We start from the raw sequence: 4,389 nt of genomic DNA, 5'->3' as shown, positions 1-4,389 counted from the left end.
CCGATCATATCCATCCGGCCGATGCCACCGTCACGCGCCGACATGGCGGCACGGGGGCCGATACCGCAACCGTTTGCCCCGCCGGAACAGGGTCAGCCATAAAAACTGCAGGGCGCGCCGCCTTTTGGGGAAAAGGCGGCACCCGGAAACCTTTATTGTTTTCAAACAGTGCCCCGCCCCGCCCGCGTGCCCTGTGGCCATGAAAAAAGGGAGCATTTCTGCTCCCTTTTCCCGCACTGTCGATGGAGCCGGAGGGCTTACGACCAGCGCCAGTTGCGGATCTCGGGCAGATCCTCCCCATGTTCGGCCACGTAGCGCTTGTGCTCGATCAGCTTGTCGCTGATGGCCTGGTTGGCGTACGCCGCCTTGGCCGCAAGGCCGGGCACGTGACGGATCACGTTCTGCACCAGATGGAAGCGGTCCAGGTTGTTGCGCACCGTCATGTCGAACGGCGTGGTGGTGGAGCCTTCCTCCCGGTAGCCGTGCACATGGAAGTTGCGGCTGTTGATCCGCTTGTAAACCAGCTTGTGAATCAGCGCCGGATAGCCATGGAACGCGAAGATGACGGGCTTGTCCGTGGTAAACAGGCTGTCGAACACGGAATCATCCAGACCATCGGGATGCTGGGATTTCGATTCAAGCGTCAGCAGGTCCACCACGTTGATCACGCGGATCTTCAGGTCCGGCAGGTGCCGGTTGAGGATCTGGACCGCCGCCAGCGTTTCCATGGTCGGCACGTCGCCCGCGCAGGCCATGACGACATCGGGTTCGCCACCCTTGTCATTGCTGGCCCATTCCCACATGCCGATGCCCTTGGCGCAATGCGCTATGGCCGCGTCCATGTCCAGCCACTGCGGCTCGGGCTGCTTGCCCGCCACGATCACGTTCACACGGTCACGGCTTTCAAGGCAGGTCTTGGCCACGCACAGCAGGGTGTTGGCGTCAGGCGGCAGGAACACCCGCACCGTCTTGGCCTTCTTGTTCAGCACATGGTCGATGAAGCCGGGATCCTGATGGCTGAACCCGTTATGGTCCTGCCGCCAGACATGCGATGTCAGCAGGTAGTTCAGCGATGCGATCGGCGCGCGCCACGGCACCTCATCGGCCTGCTTGATCCATTTGGCGTGCTGGTTGACCATCGAATCCACAATGTGGATGAACGCCTCGTAGCATGACAGGAAGCCGTGCCGCCCGGTCAGCAGGTAGCCTTCCAGCCAGCCCTGGCAGGTATGCTCGCTCAGGATTTCCATGACATGGCCGTCCACCCGCAGGTGATCGTCATAATCATAGGTGGTGGCGTTCCATGCCCGGTTGGTCACGTCGAGCACGGCGTTCAGGCGGTTGGAATTGTTTTCATCGGGGGCCAGCACGCGGAAGTTGCCCGCGGGCAGGTTTTCCTTCATCACGTCGCGCAGCCATGCGCCCAGCACGCGCGTGCTTTCACCCGTCTCATGCCCCGGCGTGGATACGGTCACCGCGTATTCCGTGATGTCCGGCAGGCGCAGATCCCGGCGCAGCAGCCCGCCATTGGCGTGGGGGTTGGCGCTCATCCGGCGGTCGCCCTTGGGGGCGAGGGCGGCGATTTCGGGCAGCAGGGTGCCGTTTTCGTCGAACAGTTCCTCGGGCTTGTAGCTGTGCAGCCACTTGTCGAGCAGTTCCAGATGCCCCGGCTTGGTCATGTCGGTAATGGGCACCTGATGGGCGCGCCAGTAACCTTCCGTCCGCAGGCCGTCCACCGTCTTGGGGCAGGTCCAGCCCTTGGGCGTGCGCATGATGATCATGGGCCACAGCGGGCGCGTGGTCTCGTTCTTCTCGCGCGCGGCTTTCTGGATGTCCGTGATTTTGGCGAAGGCCGTGTCCATCGCCACGGCCATCTTCTGGTGCATGGTGTCCGGGTCGTCACCTTCCACCACGATGGGATCGTAGCCATAGCCACGGAACAGGTTCAGCAGTTCCTCGGGGGAGATGCGGGCCAGAACCGTGGGGTTGGCGATCTTGTAGCCGTTCAGGTGCAGGATCGGCAGCACCGCGCCATCGGTTTTGGGGTCAAGGAACTTGTTGCTGTGCCACGATGTGGCCATCGGGCCGGTTTCGGCCTCGCCATCACCGACAACGCAGGCCACGACCAGATCGGGGTTGTCGAACACCGCGCCATAGGCATGGGACAGGGAATAGCCCAGTTCGCCGCCTTCATGGATGGAGCCGGGCGTGGTGGGGGCCGCGTGGCTGGGGATGCCGCCGGGGAAGGAGAACTGCTTGACCAGCTTGGCCAGCCCGTCCGCATCCTGCGTGATGGAGGGGAAGTATTCGGTGTACGTCCCTTCCAGATAGGTGCTGGCGACCACGCCCGGCGCGCCATGGCCCGGCCCCGCGATGAACAGGACATTGCGGTCCTGTTCGCGGATGATGCGGTTGAGGTGCAGGTACAGGAAGTTCAGCCCCGGCGTGGTGCCCCAGTGGCCCAGCAGGCGCGGCTTGGTGTGTTCCAGCTTGAGCGGTTCCCGCAGAAGCGGGTTCGCCAGCAGATAGATCTGGGCGATCGACAGATAGTTTGCTGCATGCCACCACTTGTTGAACAGCGCGACATCCGCTGCTGACAGCGGTGTTGCGGATGCAGTTTCACTCATTTCCGTTCCTTCCGAGATATTCCATCCCAATCCGGCCTGTGTTCAGGTCAGACACATCAGCACATGCCGACGGATTGTTGTTTCCTCATCGGTGGGGATGACCCGCACCTCGACAGCACTGTCCGGCGCGCTGATGATGCCCTGATGCGTGGCGTTGGCCTGCGCATCAAGGCGGATCCCCGTCCACCCCAGCCGCGCGCAGATCGCGGCGCGTATGATCGCGTCGTTTTCCCCGATGCCGGCGGTGAACACCAGCCCGTCCAGCCCCTCCAGCGCCGCCATCATGGCGCCGGCCTGCTGGGCGAAACGGTAGACGAACAGGTCAAGCGCCTGCACCACCTCCGGGCTGGTCGCGGCCTTGGCGTGCAGGTCGCGCATGTCGGCCGACATGCCCGACACGCCCAGCAGGCCGGAGCGGTGATAGAGAATGTTCTCGATCTCGGCCGCGCCCAGCCCTTCTTCCTTGAGCATGTACAGGATTACGCCCGGGTCCAGATGGCCGCAGCGCGTGCCCATGACCAGGCCGTCCAGCACCGAAAAGCCCATGGTCGTGTCGATGCTGCGCCCGTCCAGCAGGGCGCACAGGCTGCCGCCACTGCCGATATGCGCGACAATGGTGCGCCCCTGCGCCAGCCGTGGCGCACATGTGCGCAGGGCGGAGGCGATATATTCATACGACAGGCCATGGAACCCGTAGCGGCGCACCCCGCGCGCGGCGTAATCGCGCGGCAGGGCCTGCGCCCGCGCCACGGGGGGCAGGGTATGGTGGAAGCTCGTATCGAAACACGCGACCTGCGGCAGGTCGGGATACTGCGCCAGCAGGGCGCGGATCGGGGCCAGGCTGCCAGGCTGGTGCAGCGGCGCGAAGGGCGTAAGGGCCGCAAGCCGGGTCAGCACGTCGGGCGTGATGCGGACAGGCGCGATGAACTCCGCCCCGCCATGCACCACCCGGTGGCCCACGGCCATCAGGTCCACATCCCCAAGCTGTTTGCCCACCCATTCCATTAAGGTGGCCATGGGGCCGTGATGCGCGGTATCCGCGCCCGCCCTGCCCGTGGCGTCGGGGGGGGCGGGATCCCAGTGTTCATCCACCAGCACGCGGCCATTGGCGTCATGCGCGATGAAATGGGGATGCGTGCCGATGCCCTCCAGCTCACCCGATGCGATACGGTGGCTGGGTGCGGTGGCGCCTTCTCCCTTTTCGATGGAAAACAGGGCGAACTTGAGGCTGGACGATCCTGCGTTCAGTGCCAGCACAGCGCGTGTCATGCCTGTCTCTCCTGATCTTTCAGCCTGTCTATGTCACGCCCATCCGGCGTGACTGACAATGATGCGAATCAATTGCCCGCATTGCGCGGGGCGTCAAGGAGCCCTGATAAGAAGCAGCGTCCCGCATAGCACATCCGTCCCCGCCCGGTTTCCCGCCGGGGGCGGCGGGGAAACATTTCATACCCCGCACGGTTCCGCCGGGGTTGGCCGGGGCATGCCTGAAAACAACCCGTTGATAAAAATAACAGAAGTTCCCGGACATCACCGTTTTTTCGGCAAGGTGACATTCCGTGAAGCTTTTTTGAAAACCGCTTCGGCAGGAACCGCCTCATGATGGCGCGCCGTTGCGTGGACTGGCTTTCCGGACAGTCCATGAGCCACGCGCACCGGTGCGGAACGGGGCATGGCGGGGCGGCGGCCCGCGTATCACATCCGCGTGTCAGGCACCGGCCGGGTGGGTGCGCGCATCAGCCAAAACGGTGCGCCAGCACGG

2 protein-coding genes are annotated in these 4,389 nt (G+C 64.0%); both read right to left on the bottom strand.

Going from position 1 to position 4,389, the window contains the following annotated elements; genetic code table 11:
- Positions 1-257 precede the first annotated feature (257 nt).
- The gene (locus JCM25156_RS09935; RefSeq protein ID WP_025812961.1) at positions 258-2,627 is read right to left on the bottom strand and encodes a phosphoketolase family protein; all 2,370 of its coding nucleotides are present in this window, start codon (positions 2,625-2,627) and stop codon (positions 258-260) included.
- A gap of 42 nt (positions 2,628-2,669) precedes the next feature.
- A complete protein-coding gene (locus tag JCM25156_RS09930; protein ID WP_025812959.1) occupies positions 2,670-3,896 on the bottom strand; it encodes an acetate/propionate family kinase in 1,227 nt (408 codons plus the stop codon).
- Positions 3,897-4,389: the final 493 nt, after the last annotated feature.

This window comes from Komagataeibacter kakiaceti JCM 25156 (genome assembly GCF_000613305.1).
Note: the sequence above shows the minus strand (reverse complement) of the source record. Positions and strands in the feature narration are given on the sequence as shown.